12 protein-coding genes and 1 pseudogene are annotated in these 19,305 nt (G+C 33.1%); 2 read left to right on the top strand and 11 right to left on the bottom strand.

Annotated features, from left to right (window positions below; translation table 11 throughout):
* Positions 1-46 precede the first annotated feature (46 nt).
* The 7 genes from ACHRVZ_RS01785 to ACHRVZ_RS01755 form a co-directional block, all read right to left on the bottom strand.
* The gene (locus tag ACHRVZ_RS01785; protein ID WP_395420393.1) at positions 47-805 is read right to left on the bottom strand and encodes a LytR/AlgR family response regulator transcription factor; all 759 of its coding nucleotides are present in this window, start codon (positions 803-805) and stop codon (positions 47-49) included.
* Between the two features lie 142 nt (positions 806-947).
* Positions 948-2,807 carry a hypothetical protein gene (locus tag ACHRVZ_RS01780; RefSeq protein ID WP_395420391.1) on the bottom strand — a complete coding sequence of 620 codons (1,860 nt, stop codon included), beginning with the start codon at positions 2,805-2,807 and terminating at the stop codon, positions 948-950.
* A gap of 191 nt (positions 2,808-2,998) precedes the next feature.
* The gene (locus ACHRVZ_RS01775; protein WP_395420390.1) at positions 2,999-4,318 is read right to left on the bottom strand and encodes a RagB/SusD family nutrient uptake outer membrane protein; all 1,320 of its coding nucleotides are present in this window, start codon (positions 4,316-4,318) and stop codon (positions 2,999-3,001) included.
* 12 nt (positions 4,319-4,330) lie between these two features.
* Entirely contained in the window at positions 4,331-7,666 is a 3,336-nt protein-coding gene (locus ACHRVZ_RS01770; RefSeq protein ID WP_395420389.1) for a SusC/RagA family TonB-linked outer membrane protein, read from the bottom strand.
* A 26-nt stretch (positions 7,667-7,692) separates the two neighbouring features.
* Entirely contained in the window at positions 7,693-10,293 is a 2,601-nt protein-coding gene (locus tag ACHRVZ_RS01765; protein ID WP_395420388.1) for a zinc-dependent metalloprotease, read from the bottom strand.
* 105 nt (positions 10,294-10,398) lie between these two features.
* Complete coding sequence (locus ACHRVZ_RS01760; RefSeq protein ID WP_395420387.1) at positions 10,399-11,964, bottom strand: histidine kinase; 1,566 nt, start codon at positions 11,962-11,964, stop codon at positions 10,399-10,401.
* Positions 11,965-12,240: 276 nt separating this feature from the next.
* Positions 12,241-12,795: a GNAT family N-acetyltransferase gene (locus ACHRVZ_RS01755; protein WP_395420386.1), complete on the bottom strand. Its 555-nt coding sequence runs from the start codon at positions 12,793-12,795 to the stop codon at positions 12,241-12,243.
* A gap of 603 nt (positions 12,796-13,398) precedes the next feature.
* On the opposite strand from ACHRVZ_RS01755, the gene ACHRVZ_RS01750 reads away from it, so the two are divergent.
* Both ACHRVZ_RS01750 and ACHRVZ_RS01745 read left to right on the top strand, forming a co-directional pair.
* Positions 13,399-14,373: a ribonucleotide-diphosphate reductase subunit beta gene (locus ACHRVZ_RS01750; RefSeq protein ID WP_395420385.1), complete on the top strand. Its 975-nt coding sequence runs from the start codon at positions 13,399-13,401 to the stop codon at positions 14,371-14,373.
* Positions 14,374-14,385: 12 nt separating this feature from the next.
* Positions 14,386-16,086 carry a ribonucleoside-diphosphate reductase subunit alpha gene (locus ACHRVZ_RS01745; protein ID WP_395420383.1) on the top strand — a complete coding sequence of 567 codons (1,701 nt, stop codon included), beginning with the start codon at positions 14,386-14,388 and terminating at the stop codon, positions 16,084-16,086.
* Positions 16,087-16,361: 275 nt separating this feature from the next.
* On the opposite strand, the gene ACHRVZ_RS01740 is transcribed toward ACHRVZ_RS01745, so the two are convergent.
* The 4 genes and pseudogenes from ACHRVZ_RS01740 to ACHRVZ_RS01725 all read right to left on the bottom strand — a co-directional run bounded on the left by ACHRVZ_RS01740 (position 16,362) and on the right by ACHRVZ_RS01725 (position 19,213).
* Entirely contained in the window at positions 16,362-16,934 is a 573-nt protein-coding gene (locus tag ACHRVZ_RS01740; RefSeq protein WP_395421285.1) for a Crp/Fnr family transcriptional regulator, read from the bottom strand.
* A gap of 12 nt (positions 16,935-16,946) precedes the next feature.
* A pseudogene (gene ribB, locus ACHRVZ_RS01735) lies at positions 16,947-17,600 on the bottom strand (3,4-dihydroxy-2-butanone-4-phosphate synthase); the annotation flags it as partial.
* 164 nt (positions 17,601-17,764) lie between these two features.
* A complete protein-coding gene (locus tag ACHRVZ_RS01730) occupies positions 17,765-18,766 on the bottom strand; it encodes a TQO small subunit DoxD (protein ID WP_395420381.1) in 1,002 nt (333 codons plus the stop codon).
* 30 nt (positions 18,767-18,796) lie between these two features.
* Positions 18,797-19,213: a hypothetical protein gene (locus tag ACHRVZ_RS01725; RefSeq protein ID WP_395420379.1), complete on the bottom strand. Its 417-nt coding sequence runs from the start codon at positions 19,211-19,213 to the stop codon at positions 18,797-18,799.
* Positions 19,214-19,305: the final 92 nt, after the last annotated feature.

Genomic DNA, 19,305 nt, shown 5'->3' with positions numbered 1-19,305 from the left:
CTCTTTTTTATGAAATATTTCACTTGATTTAACTTGTTTGATTTTATTAAGAATCAAGCCAGTTTTTGAAGTTATTAATTTCCTTTTTACTTAAAATAATAGGTTCGTTATCCGGAAGGGCAACATTCAGCAGAATTTCGATTTTCTGACTTGAATGTTTAACGATTTCCTGAATATGATGGCGGTTAATAATATAACTTCTATTGATTTTAAAGAAGAGTAGAGGGTTTAGTTTATTGATAAGATCTTTTAGATTGTTGTTGTATAAATAACTGCTGCCCGAATTGGTGTAAATAAACAAGTGTTTTCCGGTGGCAAAAAAATAAGTGATATCAGCATCATTTATAGATAACAGTTTGTCTCTGTGATTGACCAAAAAATGATGTTGTATGTTGCTTTGATTTTCAATTTCGACCAGTGATTCCACAATTAAGTTGGTATTAAAGGTTTCTTTTATGTTTTTGTATTTTATTAAAGCTTCCAATAATTCTTCTTCTTCATAAGGTTTGAGAAGATAATCTATTGTAAAGTGCTTGAAAACTTTTACGGCGTAAGAGTCATAAGCGGTTATAAAAATAACGGGGCACGAAATTAGCGTTTGCTCAAAAATGTCAAGGCTTTTGCCATCTCCTAAATGAATATCCATAAAGGCCAAATCAACTGTATTTACTGCAAAAAAAGCTACAGCATCTTTTACAGATTTTAGTACTGTAATTTCATTTATTGAAATTATACTTTGCTGTTCGAGTATTGATTTTAGATAGTTTGAAGCTAAATGTTCATCTTCAATAATAACTATTTTCATTTCGTTTAATTTTATGCAAAGTTAAAAAAAAAGGCTCCCTTAAAATGAACTGCCCCCAAAATGTTAGACACATTTTGGGGGCAGTTCATTACTAATGAAGTTTTTCGATTCTATTTTAGATTTTACTATCTAAATCGAATAATTACATTTCATTGTATTTCCAATCAGACCATATACCATTTACTTTTTGACGGTGTTTTCCATCTCTGTTTTCAAAAACTAAATCACTGTTGGCGTCAAGCGTATAATAACCCTGTCTCCATTCATAATCATTTACAGTAGCATTTGTCTTAGGCATATCTTTTACAATTGAGATATTAGTTTCTTTTCCTTTTACATTTTCGCTAACTGAAATTTTCTTCACATAATCATAACTTTTGTTATCTGAATAAAAATAGTTTGTCAAGGATTTTCCATAGTTAGAAGTACTTTCTTCTTTATAAATTCTGTCAAAATCATCGTATGAAAAAATGATCACAAGTCCTTTACTCTTATCTTCTTTTAATCCATTTTCAAGATATTCAAGTTTGTAAACATTGTTGCTTACTTTTGAATATCTATAAATAATTTTTTGAAGTATATTTTTTTCTTCAGCTGCTTTTTCTCTTTTATAACTGGTGTAATCTAGTGTATAAGAATCTGGAGTAAATGAAAATTTTCCAGTTTTGCTGATATAAGGTTTTGAGAATGGCTTATTGAATTTTACCGTTTCAACAACTGATTTTGTTCTGTCTCCATCCAATTCTAAAACATAAGTAACTTCAGCTTCACCTTCTTTGCTAAAAAGAGTCACTTTATTGGCATCATATTGAAGTTTAAAATCAACACTATAATCCTTGTAAATAATGCGGGTAATGGTATTATTTTGAAATTCTAATAAGATTGGTTTATTACTGTAGCGTGTTATAATACTAGCATTTTTAATAAGGTTACCTTCAAAATTTAGTCTTAACTCATAATAGCCATAATCTGTAGCGTGTGACGGATATTTTTTACCTACAATTTTATTGTTTTCTGTAATATATTGCGCTTCAGAACTAAAACTCTTTCCTGTAGCGTGAGCCTCAAGTGCATATTCAATGATTCTGATTGCCTTTTTCGCGTCCATTGCAAAAGGTTTTTGCTCGTAAATTCTGTTATCAGCTTCTTTTGCTAATGCAGCGATTTCCTGATCAGCTTTTAATTTTTCCTCTTTCTTCACTTGCTCAGCTGCAGTTCCCTGATGTTGCAAAACGTAACCACTACTCAACAATTCTCCTACAATGTTCAGGGCAGTTTTATCTGTGCTCATTTTATATTGAAGCGTTCCAAAAGTATCCGGTTTTACCTTTATTACTTTTCCATCAAAGGTTATAAGTTCTTCGTATAAAAATTTATCATAACCCGGATGCTTGCTACTCATGTTGTACCAGGTTGCAATCACATAATTATCTAAATCTAAAACTTCGTATTTTTGAATTCCGGCACTTGTTGTTTGGGCTATTTTGATAGTTCCAATTTTATTATTCGAACCACTGAAAATAGCACCAGCATCATCGATTGAAATCTTAAGATTTGCAATACTGTTTTTCTTTTCAATCGCTGCCGTTGCTTCACCTTTAATTTTATCAGCAACTCCGGAAGAAGCTCCATTTATAAAGTTTTCTATAGCATCAATATTCAATCCGTCAGCACTTAAAAAACCTTTGTCAATAAAAGCTTCAATAACACTTTTTTGTTGGTTTAACGGATTAAATTTTTTATAATCAACTTCGTTTGTTTTTTCGGTTTTTAAACTTTTCAAAACCATCCACCTTTTTCCTGAAGACTCCAAAAATTTTAATTCGGCGTTTACAGTATATTGTTTATCTAAACTTAAAATTTGCAAACTTGGTTTTTTACCTGTAATATAGGCAACGGTTTTATCATCAAGTTTAACTTCGTCATTCTTAACTTTAATTTCCTGTGCATAACTACAAATTGTAAGTATTGTTGCTATTACAGTACAAATTGATTTTCTCATTTATTGTAAAATTTGGGGTTGATTATATTTTTGTGTTTGCTTGGATTTTTTTTATTATTAAATCAGGTGCGAATATAAGTTTTTTCTCTACAATCATGCCTTTACAATTCTTTATTCTATTTTCTCAATCGAAATTATTTTTGCTTATAATTAATCAAAAAAAAGCTCCGTTAAAAACGGAGCTAAATTTTTTACAAATCTGGATTGTTTAAACGCGCATTTTCTGGAAATGGCAACGTATAACGCGGATCATTTTGGATCAGTGTATAGGTTTGACCGTTTAAGGTATGTATAATTTCTTTTTGAGAAGTTCTTCTTAAATCAAACCAGCGTTGACCCTCGACAGCAAACTCTCGTTGTCTTTCCTGACCAATAAAATCAAGAAGTTGTGTTTGTGACATATTTGCAATCGAAGTGCTTAATTGGTTAAAAGCGGTAGCATTATATCTGTTTTTGATAAAAGTCAATACAGTTGTTCTTGCCGTTGGAAGATCATTTAATTGCGCTGATGCTTCTGCTTTTGTTAAGTACAATTCAGAGGCTCTAAAAGTACATTTTTGACTTGTATCACCACCTTTTTTAAAAGTGAATTTGCTTCCGCTAGCCTGATAAAATAATGGAAAACGCAAGTCGTTTGTTTTGTCATAAGCACCAATAAGTACTGGAGAGGCATAACTTGCACCTTTTAGGAAATTTTCAAAAACATCTTCTAATGCCAGAATCGATTCTACTCCATTATAACTGTTAGGCAAAACTGCAGTAGTATTTAAGTTGGTCAAAGCATTTTTGAAAGTCATTGCTTTATTTGCAGCTTCTATTGCTTTGGCCCAATCTTTTTGATATAAGAAAACGCGAGATTCAAAAGCGTACAATGCCGCTTTCGAGAAACGATAATTGATTCCTGTAGTTTGTACATCTACATTTATCAGTTTTTGAGCTTCTTGATTATCAGAAAGAATTTGGTTGTAAATTACGGCTACAGTTTCAGGAATATAAGCTTGTTCTAAATCTATTTCTAAAGCCAACGGAACACCTCTGTCAGTCACAGCAGTTGCAGGATTAAAAGGTTTTCCAAATAAGTTAATCAAATCAAAGTAGGCAAGAGCTCTTAAAGCATAAGCTTCTCCAACTAATTGATCTTTTTCTGCAGATGGATCTAGTTTATTACTGGCTTCGTTGATAATTACATTAGTGTAAAAAATAATGTTGTATAATTCGCCATATTGAAAAGCGTACGTGATTCGATCTGGGTTTGCATCTTTCCAGATATGTATGTCTTTATAATAAACCAAATCATTGCTAAATTCATCCATAAGCAATTCGTCACCTCTTGTAGAAGCCAATGATTTATGTTCCGGATAAACAGCATAAGCTTTCGTTAATACCGCTCTGAAATCCTTAAGTGTTTCCGGTATTACTATACCTACCGGTTTTACATCAAGATAGTCATCACAGCTTACTGTAGTAATGGCTACACCAATAAAGAATACGTATTTTATTATATTTTTCATTTTAAATTAAGTTTAAAAAGTTAGATTACAACCTAAAGACACTGATCTTGGAATTGGCTGTGCGTAGATATTTCCAAAAGTTTCAGGATCAAAATAACCTTTATAGTCAGAGCTGATTACAAATAGGTTTCTACCTTCAATATTGAATCGGATATTATCCATAAACATTTTTTGGCTCGCTTTTTTAGATAATGAATATCCTAAACGAACGCTGCTTAAACGCATATAACTCATTTCGTGAACCCAGGTATCTAAGTAATTGTACATATCGATAGGACCTCCGCCAGAAAACCATTGGTTTGCCATCCATGAATCTCCGGTTCCTGAATCTTTTCCTGTAATTCCAGGTAGATTTGAACCTGTATTAGTTGGTGACCATGCATTAAGGATATCTGTAGTATAGTTTTGACCACGATCTACTAATGTTCCGTTATAATTAGGTCTTTCGACAACTGTTTGCTTAAGGTTGAAAATAGTAGCAATAGTAAGATCAAAATTTTTAATTTTGAATGTATTGGTAAAACCTCCGGTAAACTTAGGGTCTAAATCTCCTACATAAGTAAACAAATCTCTTGTTTGTTCAGCAGAAAGACTTGTAGTAGAGAATTCTCCCGGTAAGAAATCTGCATATGGATCATATAAACCAAAGAAAGTTTGTGCGTTTACAGTTTCTCCTTTTTTATTGACAAACAAAGGATATCCGTTTTCATCAATTCCATTCGTTTTTAGTGCAAATACAGCATTAACAGGAAGGCCTTCTCGTGATGGTAAATAACTGTTAGATCTTACTTGTATGCGATCAACATTACTTTTGTTATGAGCAAAATTAAATGTTGTATTCCATTTAAAATTAGGATGATTTATATTCGAAGTTGATAAAGCAATTTCAAAACCTTTATTAGTTACTTGTGCCCAGTTAGCGTTTGTAAACTCAAAACCGTTTTCTAGAGCAAGAGATTGTAAACCAATTAAATCAGTGCTTTTTCTTCCGTAAACATCTGTTACGATGTTAATACGATTGTGAAACAAACCAAGATCCATTCCTAAGTTGGTATTGGTTGTTTTTTCCCATCTCAATTTATTGTTTGGTGGAGAAATTACCGTAATAATAGGCTCAGATTGTCCTGGTAAAATAGTCGTTGTTTTGTATTCTCCAACTACAAACGGAGAAGTGTTTTTGTCGATATTTCCTTGTAAACCATAAGAAGCACGTAATCTTAAATTAGAAATTACTTTATTCTCTTTTAAGAATTCTTCCTGAGATACTAGCCAAGAACCAGAAACGGCCCATAATGGCAAATATTTGTATTTAGGATCTGCGCCAAATAAGTTAGATCCGTCGTAGCGAACACTTCCAAAGAAAGTATATTTTTTATCATACGTATATGATGCTGTAGCAAAAAATGAAGCAAATGCATTTTCGTTTTCATTTTTTAAGTACGTTCTGTAAATAGAATTACTTGCAGTATCTGCGTTAGGGAAAATAATTTGAGTTGTTGTCAATGTTTGCGGATCAAATCCAAAACCTTTTGTAGTGATGGCAGTACTATTGTTTCTTCTAAATTCACTTCCGGCCATTACTTCCAACTCATGTTTTTCAGCAAAAACAGTAGAGTAGTTCAACATCGTTTTCCAGTTGTATTGAAAGAAATCAGTGTTTGAATTCTGAATAATTCCGCCTTCAGGAAGAAAGTAAGTAGCAACACCGTTTTTAAATATACGTGATCTTTCTTTTTCTTTTCGTGTATAGTAAGTTTCTTTCCCGGCATATTTTTCAGAAGAGTTATTATCAAACTGCAAACCTATCTGAGAACTTAATTTTAAGCCTTTTGTAATACTGTAATCAATATCAAGTATCGCTTTTACAGATCTTGATGTCAATTCGTAATTAGTGTTTTCTCTTTCTTCTAATATATTAAAAGGAACGTAACGTCCGGAATATCCAGCGATATCTTTGTCGTATCTGTAACTTCCATCAGCATTATATGGAGAAAAATATGGATTTACGTTTCTTGAATAATTCGCTGGATTTGTAAAAGCGTCTGTATCCGTAATATAAGATTGTGTTTTACTTTGAGTACCAAAAATTCCAACACCAATGCGTAATTTTTCAGTTACGTCAAAGTTGTTTTTTAAGGTAAGATTGTATCTTTCAAAACCAGTTCCAATAGTAGCGCCTTCTTCATTATAAGCTCCTAAAGAGAAGTAATAATCAGATTTTTCTCCACCACCAGACATACTCAATCCGTATTGTTTGTTAATTGCCCCTTGGTACAATAAATCGCCCCAATCGGTATTGCTGTTTCTTAAAGAGTTGATAGCATTTTGTGTTGGTGTACTTAGAGACGAAAAACCTCCCGATCTAAAGGCTCCTAATTCATTAGCCTGATTCAGAATACGGGAAATTTCTCCGTTTGTGTCTCTGTATGTTAAATCTTCTCTTGCAGCCAAGGCTAATTCTAAATCTACTTTTTGTGAAGAATCTAAAAGGTTTAATTTAGAAAAATTAGGTTTTTGAGTCACAAAAGTATTTACACTAAAATCTACCTTCATGCTTCCTTTTCTACCTTTTTTAGTCGTTACCAAAATAACTCCATTTGCAGCTCTTGCACCATAAATTGCTGTTGCCGCAGCATCTTTTAAGATTGTAATATCTTTAATATCATCAGGGTTTAATCCTGCGATCGAAAAGTTAGTCAATACGTCAATATTGTCTTTATCGTAATTTTTAGGAACATCATTTCCTTCAAGAGGTAAGCCATCTAAAACCCATAATGGATCCTGCGCACCAGAAAGCGAAGCTGTACCACGAATTCTGATTTTTGCAATAGTTCCCGGAGATCCGGTTTGTTGTGTCACGGCTACACCCGCAACTTGTCCAATTAACATTTGATCTAAACTCGCAACACCAGCTTGTTTAATATCTGCCATATCGACTTTTGCAACAGCCGATGTCAGTTTTCTTTTTTCGATTTTTTGGTAACCTGTAATGACAACTTCTTTTAACTCGCTTACATCAGGTTTCAAAGAAATAGTGTATTGGTTTTTATCTGTAATTTCAATTGTATAAGGCAAATATCCCATATAGGTTACTCTTAAACTTTTGATATTGTCGTTTACTTTAAATTCAAATGCACCATCAAAATCAGTTACGGTTCCAAGGCTTGCACTTTGAATAACACCTTTTTGTTCTGTGTTGTTAGAAACAGAAGTATTCTCAACCATAACAGTAACTCCCGGTATTGGCAGTCCGTCTTTGGCATCAAGTACCTTTCCTTTTATTATCCTTTCCTGCGCATACCCGCTCAGGGTAAGTAGGAAACTCAGCATGTAAAATAAATTCTTCATTGGGTTGTCTTTGGATTGTCTTTAATTTATAGAGTGTTGTTTAGTGCTTTTTCGATACGCTGAATCAAGTCAAAATAATGGTTTTTGGTTTCTTGATTCCCGATGTTTCTTTTCGCCTTCAATAATTGTAAAATCTGATTCAATTCTCCCTTTTTATCAGATGTAACTTCTGAAACTCTTTTTAGAGAAGATTGATTAATGTTACGCGCCATTTTTGCTTCATCTAAATAATCGCATAAATGTGGCATGCTAAGTGTTTCTTCTAATTGAACAATTTTCTTTGAATCTGTTTTTTCAAAAAGTTTGTTAGTTGAAACAATCAATACATCAACATAATTTTTTTGAGTCATACGCTCCATTATCGTAAGCGACTTGTTTTGAATCGTTGGCGCAAAAATGCTTTGGTGAATTGTTTTGAACAATTGTGTTACAGTGTATACATTTTCTTTCGCCTCATTACGCTGAAACAACTCATTTTCAGTAATTCTCAACAAACGATCATCACTCAATAAACTATACATAATTCCATACTGTAATTCTCTTGCAAGAGTATAAGGGGTGTATTCGTATGGCCCAAGAGGCGAATCTTTTAACGGATTTGTTTTGTCTAAAATCGGATTAAAGAACAACCATTCAGGAAGTTTAATACTATTGTTTAATAAATAAGAAACTGCTCTTTTTTGAATTGAAGCCGGAACAGCTACATAACTCGCTTTGTTATCACCATGAACCGTTGTGTTCAAGTAAATACCTCCAACATTACTTAATACGTGATAGTTGTATAAGTTCCATTGGCCAATTGCACCAATATAAAGTTTACCCGTTTGGTAGTAAGATTCGTCTTTATCGTACGTCCATTCCAGGATTTTGGCAACAACTCTTTTTAAGTTTTTAAGTCCGTATTCGCTGGCTTTCATCGCATCGTCACCCAAATCTTCAGATTGCGAACGAGGATCAATTGTACTTCCGCCATCTTGTTGTTCTCCGTAGAAATAAAGAGGATCATTTTGATATTTTGAAATCATACTGTTTAATGCAGTCTGCTCTTCCGTTTGGTCAGCATACCATCTGTAACCCCATTCGATAGCATATTTGTCGTATTCACCAATTTTTGGTGTAATCGCTTCAACATTATCCTCAGGTTGAGCAATATAATTGTAACGCGCATAATCCATGATAGAAGGAGCCGTTCCGCCCATTTTTGCTGTAAATTCTTTAGATCTAAGAGATTCTACCGGATAAGCAAATGAAGCACCCATATTATGTTTTAAACCAAAAGTGTGTCCAACTTCGTGAGACGATACAAATCGGATTGCTTCTCCCATATGTTCATCACTAAATTTGTTTCCTCTAGCTTTTGGGTCTATTGCACCGGTCTGGATACGCATCCAGCTTTGCAGTGATGTCATTACATTGTGCCACCAAATAATATCAGATTCGATAATTTCACCACTTCTGGGATCAACAACCGCAGGTCCCATGGCATTTGATTTTGGAGAAGCCACATAAGTAATTACTGAGTAACGTACATCATCAATGTCAAAATCAGTATCTTCAGCAGTAGGTTCTTTTGCAATAACCGCGTTTTTAAAACCAGCTCTTTCAAAAGCAACTTGCCAGTCGCGAACACCTTCAATAATATAAGAACGCCATTGTTTTGGTGTCGATGGATCGATATAATAAACAATAGGTTTTTTAGGTTCAACTAATTCCCCTTTTTTATATTTTTCAATATCTTCTTTTTTAGGCTCTAATCTCCAGCGGGTAATTAGTTCTTTCTCCAACATAGCATGTTGGCTATCGTTAAAATACCAGTGTTTCTCTGAGAAATAGCCAATACGATTATCTGAAAAACGTGGCTGCATTGGCACTTTATCCAATAAAATAATATTAGAAGTTACACCAAAAGTAACTGATAGAGCAGGACCGCCTTCGCTTACAGAAGTTGTCAATTGCGACTTAACGACGATATTTTTCGGAAAAGTTTTTACATTTTCGATATATGATAAATCAGATTTTAAAGAACCTCCAAAACCAATATTGCTCAAAATATCATTGAAACTTTTTTGTTTTCCGTCAAAAACTTTGTTGGCTTTAATCACCACCGAAGTCGAATCATTATTCTTGGTTTCGATATCAAAAACTTCAATAATAGACTCAGAGAAATTACTGTTTACAGATGCTGTAATAGCATCGCCAACTGGCGATGAAACCTGTGGTACTGACGATTTTACCCAAACTTTTTTGGCAACTAAATCTTTGTGAAAAGTGATAATTTTATTCTCGTAGTTCATTCCTCTATTCAATCCAGCCTCATTAACAGGCAGGGGAACATTTGAAATTTTATTCACTACTAAAAATTCTCTTTGAAAAAGTGAATCGTTAATTTCCAGATAAAGGTCTGTTTTTACCTGAATTGTATTGAATAGTCCTTTTTTTAATGTTCCTTTTTTAATTAGGTCATCATATTTTTGTCCTTTCGAATTTTTTAATGAATCCTTAACTTGTTCTGTTTTGTCTTCTTTATTCTTTTTATTCTTTTTTTGAGCAATCATAGTACTAGTACTCAGTATCAATATCACTAAAGCGATATTTTTTAGACTTCTCAACAATGCCTTTTCTCTCATAGAAAGTTAAGTTTAGGTTAATTTTTGGCTAAAAATATTGCACGGATTACGTTAAAAAAAACAAAATGGAGTGAGTGGCTTTTTTTCGGGAGTGAATGATTTTTTTTAGCCAATCAATGGTAAAATGCAAGTAAAATCGCCATCTTTTTTGAAGGCTCTAAAATCATTCTTAGAGTAGTATTTATAAATACTTTCTAAATATTTGTGACCAAACTTAGATTCTTTCTCGAAGTTTTGCTTTTCGTTTAAATTATTGGTAATAATTACAACGTTTTCGTTAATCTCAATTGTTATTTTTAAAGGGTTTTCTTCAGAAGCAATATTATGCTTTAACGCATTTTCTACCGCAATCTGAAAAGAAAGATAAGGGACTTTTTTAGACAGGAAATCTTCGTTTTCAATATGAATTGCAAACATAAATTCGCCGGTAAATCGAGTTTGCTGCAAAAAAATATACTTCTCTATAAAAAGCAATTCTTCCTGCACCGTAACGATATTGTTAACCGGAGGATTAATAAGATATCTGTAAATTTTTGAAAGATTCAGGGTAAATTTCCGTGCAACGCCAGTATTGCTTTCAATAAGCATATAAAGCGAATTGAGCGAATTAAATAAAAAATGCGGATTAATTTGCTCTTTTAATTGTTGCAATTGAATGATCGCTTTCTCTTTATTGATTTTCTCGTTTTCGACAAGAAGTTTATTCTTTTCTTCTGCAAGAACTTCTTTTTGCTGAAAAGCTTTACGGGTAAAAATGGTAAACAAATAAAGAAATACAATTAAAATTGCCGTTGTAATAAAGTAAATTAACGTGGCATATTTTTTTACTGCATCAGCGTCTTCGTTTGCAATTTTGTCCGGAAAATTAACCGAAATATACCAATTTGTACCGTTTGCATTTAGTTTTTTAGTGTATCTGACAATGTCTATACCTAAAAATTCTGAAAGCACAATTCTTTTAGTAAAATTCTCCGCGACAGATTTAAAAATGGTATCTGAAGGTTTTAGATTTGCAACCCTGAAAGCATTCTGTTTTATAAATTTAATCTCGGGATGATATATAATAGTTCCATCCTTATTAAATATAAAAGCATAATTTTCGGCCTTTTGATCAATTGTAGCAAAATACGATTGTAAAGATTTTAAATCGATATCATATCCATATCGAACTACAGTTCCATTTGCAGCAGTTGATTTAAAATAAATACGCCAAAAGAAATTTTGATGATCTTTAACTATAGTATTGAGTTTGTCTTTATTTCCGTTTTTGGCAATAAAGTCTTTAATTTCAGCAGTTAATTTAGAATTGGTTTTAGATTCTGAAAACTCTATTGCACCATCGTTGATCTGAAACCAATTATTTTTGACCAGATCATGATTGTCTTGAATAGCATTTACGACATTTAAATTATCGTGTAATTTTTCTGGAGTACTAATTTCAATAACTCGTTTTACTTCTTTTTCAGCTTCAAGAAAACGTGAAAATTCTAATGTTAAAAGTTCCTGTTTCTTAATAAAGCTACGGAATGAATTAGTAGAATTGGATTTTTCGGTTATTTGCGTAATTAAACTGCTTAATATAAAAATAGAAAGAACAGTAAGAATAATAAAAACAATTCCTAAAATAATAATATTACGATCTGAGAGGGTATTTTTTAATGTAAATTTCAATAGATGCTCAATAAAAAAATAAGGGACAATTAAGCCCCTTATTGCAATGTGGTATAAATTTTTTCGAGTGCAAATATAAAACTTTTTAACTGATACCCTTTTAGTTATGAAAAGTTAACACATATTTTGGTGATCCGTTTAGGAAGAATCCTGTTAAGGAGAAGAAGAAGAGTTAATCTTTTTAAAATATTTCAATTTTCAGGTTTCAAGTTATCGGTAAACCTGAAACCTGAAACTTGAAACCTGAAACTTGAAACCTGAAACAAAAGAAGCAAATCAAGAAATCTGCAGATGTTCTAATTTTTTTCCAACCAAAGTTTTTTCTCCAACAGGTTTGAAACCTAATTTTAAGTAAAGTTTTTTAGCATTTGGGTTTTCCTCTTCAACCAATAAACCTAAAGTTTGATGATTTTTGGTTACAAATTCTTCAATTAAAAATTGCAATATTTTAGACCCAATTCCTTTTCCCTGATGATTTGGATTTACGCCCAATGAATCAATATAAAATTCACCGCTTTGGGTTTCGTTTTCAGGGCTAAAGTCAGGATTGAAATTAAGACGAACATAATCGACAACAGGCTTTCTTAATTCATGTAATTTCGCGCCGTCGTAAACACAAACAGCTCCTACAATTTCGGAGTCTTCTTCGGCCACAAAACAATTCTGATAAGAGTATTGATTGTTCTCTGATTCGACAAAATGCAGCAGGAAATAATACGCCGTTTTAGAGTCTCTTTCGGCAATGAATTTATAGATAATTTCTTCCATGGCCAACAGTAATTGTGCCGCAATACTTTCTGAATCTTCTATAGTTGCTTTTCTTATTATCATGATAACATTTTTGATTTCTACAAAATTACATCAACTTTAGCCATCATTCGGTTTTATTTGAAAAGTATCTTAAAAATTTATGATTTTCGTAAAAATGAATGATAAATATTAGCATCTGATATTTATCATGATTAAAGTTAAAATATTTATTATTAGTGTGTTATGTTGATTTTTTAAACTTGAATAATCTTATTTTGGGATTAAAAACTAAATTTTAAAAGTGCTTTATCAGCTCCAAAAAAGCTTTTTTAAAATGTTGTTTTTGTACTAAAAAGAGCAAAATGTAGAACTTGACTGTTGATAAGTGCCTTTTTTATAAGAGGTATTTTTTACTGTTTTTATGTTGATAACTCTATTTAGATTTAATATAAATAACTGGTATGTCGTACGTTAGGAGATATTATCTTGCTGTTGATAAAAAGTAGATTCTTTGCTGTTTTTATGATCCCAATAACTGTTGATAATTGGCTTGTTTTTTAACATCAAAATGGGGTCGAAAGAAGAACTCCGGGTTAAATTTGTACTTATAAAAATGCTGTTTCAACCTACTGCAATAACAGCTTATTTTTATTCGAATTAAGTCACCATTTAAAACTTATATATATGTCTATTTTTGATAAAAGAATCAATTATAAACCTTTTGAATATCCAGAGGTTTTACAGTTTACAGAAGCCATAAATAAAGCATATTGGGTTCATACTGAAGTCGATTTTACTGCTGATACACAAGATTTTCATTCGCATTTGAATGAGGCAGAAAAAACGGCGATCAAAAATAGTTTATTGGCTATCGCACAGATAGAAGTAGCCGTAAAAAGTTTTTGGGGTAATATATATGAGCACTTTCCAAAACCTGAGTTTAACGGATTAGGGAGCACTTTTGCCGAGTGTGAGTTCAGACATTCCGAAGCATATTCACGTCTTTTAGAAGTTTTAGGATACAATGACGAATTCGAAAAACTAATGGAGATTCCGGTAATTCGTAAACGTGTCGATTATTTATCAGACGTATTGAAAGATACCAAATCGCAAGACAATAAAAAGTATGTAATATCATTGATTTTGTTTAGTATTCTAATCGAAAATGTATCACTTTTCAGTCAGTTTGCGATTTTATTATCGTTTACAAGATTTAAAGGATATATGAAAAACGTGAGTAATATCATTGCATGGACTTCTATCGACGAACAAATTCATGCGAATGGCGGTATATATATTGTAAACAAAATACGCGAAGAATTCCCTGATTATTTTGACGAGGAAACTTTAACTCTTATTAGAGAAACTGTCAAACATTCTATAGATGTAGAGGCAGATATATTAGATTGGATATTTGAAGAAGGTGAAATAGAAACAATCAAAAAAGCAGATTTGGTCAACTTTATGAAATTTAGAATAGATGAAAGTCTGACTCAAATTGGCATTCCAACTATATTTAATGTTGCGCCTGAAGATTATAAAGCGATGGCATGGTTTGAAGAAGAAGTTTTTGCCAATAGTCTGGATGATTTTTTTGCAAAAAGACCTGTAGAATATACCAAACATGACAAAAGTATAACCGCAAACGACCTCTTCTAAAACGTAATTAATATGATAAACTCAATAGATACAACTTCAGAAAAAAGCCTTCCGTTAAGTGAAGCTGACAATAAAATGTGGTGGAAAAACTCTGAAAGTGAGCAGATTTTAAATCGCGGATATCTTTTAAAAGGCGAAACTGTAGAAGGTGCAATTGACAGAATTTGCACTGCTGCTGCAAAACGACTTTACAAACCCGAGTTAAAAGAGTCTTTTGTAGAAATGATCGAACGTGGGTGGATGAGTATTAGTTCGCCAGTTTGGGCAAATATGGGAACCGAACGCGGGTTACCAATTTCGTGTTTCAACGTTCACGTTCCTGATGAAATTGAAGGAATTACGCATAAACTGGGCGAAGTAATTATGCAAACTAAAATTGGCGGTGGAACATCGGGTTATTTTGGAGAATTACGCGAAAGAGGAAGTGCTGTAACCGATAATGGTAAAAGTAGTGGAGCAGTAAGTTTCATGAAACTTTTTGATACTACAATGGACACTATCTCGCAAGGTGGCGTACGCCGAGGAGCATTTGCTGCTTATTTAGACGTGGATCACCCGGATATTGAGGAATTTTTGAAGATTAAAAGCATCGGAAATCCAATTCAGAATTTGTTTACCGGTATTTGTGTACCCGATTACTGGATGCAGGAAATGATCGATGGCGATGCCGATAAAAGACAAATTTGGGCTAAAGTTCTGGAAAGTCGTCAGCAAAAAGGATTGCCTTATATCTTTTTTAGTGACAACGTAAACAAGAACAAACCTCAGGTTTATAAAGATAAAAACCTGCGAATCAATGCAAGTAATTTGTGCAGCGAAATTATGTTGCCTTCTAGTTTTGACGAATCATTTATTTGCTGTCTTTCGTCAATGAATTTAGAGCTTTACGAAGAATGGAAAGATACTGAAGCTGTAAAATTGGCGATCTTTTTCCTAGATGCAGTTTTACAGGAATTTATAGAAAAAACAGAAGGTAATTATTATTTGGCCGCTGCAAATCGTTTTGCCAAAAGACACCGTGCACTTGGACTTGGTGTTTTAGGATGGCACTCGTATTTACAGAAAAATATGATTCCGTTTGAAGGAATGGAAGCCAAAATGAAAACCACAGAAATATTCAAACATATTAGTGATAAAGCTGATAAAGCGACTCAGGATTTAGCCAGAATTTACGGTGAACCAGAATTGTTAAAGGGATACGGAAGACGCAATACTACAACAATGGCAATTGCACCAACAACGTCATCATCGGCAATTTTAGGGCAAACTTCACCGGGAATTGAGCCTTTTAGCAGTAATTATTACAAAGCAGGATTGAGCAAAGGTAATTTTATGCGAAAAAATAAATACCTAAAAATATTACTGGAAGAAAAAGGTCTTGACAACGAAGAAGTTTGGAGAGAAATTATGTTAAACGGCGGAAGCGTTCAACATATGAGTCAACTTTCTAAAAATGAAAAAGACGTATTTAAAACCTTTAAAGAAATCAGTCAGTTAGAGATTGTACAACAAGCCGCAATTCGCCAGAAGTTTGTAGATCAGGGGCAAAGTTTAAACCTAAATATTCCTGCTGAATTGCCAATTAAGGAAGTAAACCGCTTAATGATCGAAGCTTGGCAATTGGGCGTTAAAAGTTTGTATTACCAACGCAGTCAAAGTGTTTCTAAAGAACTCGTTACAAGTTTAGTGACTTGCAGCAGTTGTGAATCATAAAAAAGGAAAGCCAGATTTATAGTCTGGCTTTTTTTTAATGAATTTTAAACAGATAGAAACATAGATATATTATCCTTTAAAAGAGTTCAAAAAAATCATGCTTTCACACCTAGTACTATGTGTATTAATGCAAGTGAAACGCCTTTTATAAATCCCAAAAACTATGTTTCTATGTGTTTAATTTTGTATACACAATCTTGTCTTTCCGAGGAACGAGGAATCTCCACAATTAATTCGACAAACCTTGCACAAAGAATCTCCAAAAGTAGCTCTTATCAAACTTTAGATTTCAATCGACTCAACGTTTCCTGAGAAACATTAATGTACGAAGCCACAATTTTGTTTGGCAAACGTTTTACAATTGCGGGATTTACTTTTAGTAAAAGCTGATATCTTTCGAGAGCATCCATTGTGGTAAACGACATCAATCGGTTGGTGTTATTGACGTAAGCCCTTTCTAAATAAGCGCAATAAAACTGCATCCATTGCGGTATGGTTTTAATTAAATGATTAAAATCGTCGTGGCTAATATATAATAGTTCCGATTTTTCGATTACCTGAATATATTCTGTTGACGGTACTTTGGTAATAAAACTCACCAATGCAGTGGCAAATTGGGTTTCGAAAGCAATATAACGTGTAACATCTTTCCCTTCTTCATTGATGTAATAGATTCTCAAACACCCTTTATTGACGAAATAAGTGTTCTGGCTGGTTTGTCCTGCCGAAAGTAGATGCTCATTTTTAGCCTGTTTTAGCGGCTTGAAATAAGACAAAATTGTATTGAGGTCTTCGTCTGAAACATCAATTCGTTTTTTTATGTAATCGCCAAGTTGTTCGTATAACATCATTTGCAAATAATCTCTCACAAATTTGCGGTAATAAATAATATCTTCTATAGATAATACTACCAAATCGTGCTGGTCAGCAAAGCTAATGATTTTGTCCAATTTTGCCATGCTGCCGTCTTCATTCATTAATTCGCATAAAACAGCCTCAGGTTGCAAACCCGCTAATTTCATTAAATCGACACTGCCTTCAGTGTGTCCGTTTCGCTCAAGAACACCATTGTTTTTTGCACGTAACGGAAAAATATGTCCAGGCCTTGCCAAATCTGAAGCCTGAGCATTTATAGCACAAGCCGCCTGAATAGTTGTAATTCTATCTGCTGCCGAAACTCCGGTTGTAACTCCATTTTTAGCCTCAATCGTGATTGTAAAAGGAGTCTGAAAACTACTCGTATTTTCAGTTACCATATAAGGCAATTCGAGTTGGTCTGCTTTTTCGTTAGTGAGACAAAGACAAACAATTCCGCTGCATTCACGTATCATCATCGCCATATCACGAACGGTCATAGCATGTGCCGAAAAAATTAAATCTCCTTCATTTTCGCGGTTTGCATCGTCGGTTAATAAGATGCCTTTTCCGTTTTGCAATTGTTGGAGCGCATTTTCGACACGTTTTATACTGGTCAAGCCAAATTTTTCTAATGGATAGGTTAGTGTGCTTATCATTTTATTTTGAACATTTTAAATTTAAGAACAGCAAAGCTAGATTTGTTTACTATGATAAAGTTTGATGTAAGTCAATAAAATGAGGGTTTGGGTTTTGCTATCATATTTCTAATATTAAAATCATAAAAAAACCGTTTCAAATTAATGAAACGGTTTTTCTGAAATTATAATTGAGCACTCCAGGTCAAGCCGCTTATATCTGTTAAGGTAAGCGTATAAGAACCTTTCTGAACATCAAAATTCTCGATCGGAATCTTAATTGTAGCTTTCGCTCCAAGCGGAATAACCAAGCTGTGCGCACCAGGTTTTACTTTTGCGACATAATGGTTATGAATCGTTTCAGGAGATAGTTTGGCTAAATCACTTCCGTTTAATGCTACAAGATTTTTTCCGGATGCATCCTGAAGCGTAATTCCAATTAAAAACGAACCATAAACGTCTACGCCTTCAATACGATAGACTTCGAAACTCAATTTGTTATTGTCTATTTTTAAGTCGTTAATTTCAAGTTTAGGTTTTACAGATTTATTATGCAAAGTCCCAAAAACACCGCCGTGAAAATATTGATTAGTATATAAAGTAAGTCCAAAAATAAAAACGACTATAATTAAAAGAGTTCGTTTGTAAGAAGCTAATTTTAATTCTCCGGAACCCAAGAATCTAAACCATTTTGTTTGTGTAAAACGAGCCTTTTTTTCTATAAAATAAGAATCTAAAGAAAGGTAACTGCTTCCGGTTAAGAACAAAGTAAATCCGGCGGCTAATCCTAAAATTCCAATTTGCCATTCGTCCAGACAAGTAGTTCCAATCCAGCCCGAAGCTAATAGAATTCCTAAAGCCAATAAGAAAATTCCAATACTCATTAATCGCGTAAAAAAGCCTAGAATCATTGCCAATCCTACAATTCCCTCGATAATGGTAAAAGCAACCATATTAATCCATAAGGCATCAGGATGTGTTACTAAATATTCTATAATGGGTTTTAAACCGAGTGAATTGGGTAAAAAATGATTGAATTTTTCGCCAATATAACCAGCTTCATCAGGTATTAATTTGTTTTCTAAGATAAGTCGCCTCCAAAAGGCAGAAAAATAAGTCCAGCCCACAACCAATCGCAAAGCTAAAGTGGTTATAGAAGCGGCATCAAAAGTTTTTTGATTTTGCATTATATGTAATTTTAAAAATAATAAATTGTTTTAAGCCAGGTTAGAAACAACTGACGGAGCAATTTTTATATTTTTAAATACTATAAACAAAGCAGGATAAGTGATCGATTTTTTATTGAACTCAAACGAAGAGGGAATCTGTAATTTATTAAAAGCAGTACATTCTTTTGCTTCGAAATAAAACGGCTGAATTCTTGAAATTGAGGGTATTTGCGATACCGAAACTGCTTTTTTTGTAATAGAGTTTTTCTTGAGTATACTATTGCTGCAAGACTCCTGAACGGGTAATTGAGTTTGGTTTTTTTGAGAAACTTCGGGAGATTCTATCGAAGCAAAATGCAGAATTGTTTTTTTTACCTGACAATTAGAAAAAGCATACAATAAACCCACCACTAACAAAAGCTGTTTAAGATAGCCGAAGAAAATAGCGAAGCTTTTTAGTCTCATGGCATAAAAATAGTGCTAATAATAATTCTTTGAGCCATTTTTGCATAATGTTAACAATTATTAATGTAGAAACATAAAAGAAGTTTTACCGC

Source organism: Flavobacterium sp. FlaQc-57 (assembly GCF_044007395.1).
In the GTDB taxonomy this organism is placed as follows: Bacteria; Bacteroidota; Bacteroidia; order Flavobacteriales; family Flavobacteriaceae; genus Flavobacterium.
Note: the sequence above shows the minus strand (reverse complement) of the source record. Positions and strands in the feature narration are given on the sequence as shown.